Consider the following 237-nt stretch of genomic DNA (forward strand, 5'->3'; position numbering starts at 1 on the left):
CTTTCTGCCATTTTAATGGCCCTCAAGCCGCACGTGCGGGCTTTCCTGTTTGACGGATTGTTTACGCAATACCGCCACCATTATGTCCGTGTATTGAGCCGGCTATATTCATTGATAGACTTGACGGAAGACGATTGGGAAGACCTGTTTACGCAGTTCGGCCATTACGGATTGCCGGCCTATTCCGCTTATCTTGTCGAAAAAGGCATGTACAAGAAATGGGCGGAACTTCACCAG

Annotated in this window: 1 pseudogene; it reads left to right on the forward strand. The window is 48.9% G+C overall.

Annotated features, from left to right (window positions below):
- Window positions 1-237: pseudogene (locus SB775_RS33665) on the forward strand (hypothetical protein); the annotation flags it as partial.

The organism is Peribacillus sp. SIMBA_075, from assembly GCF_046534585.1.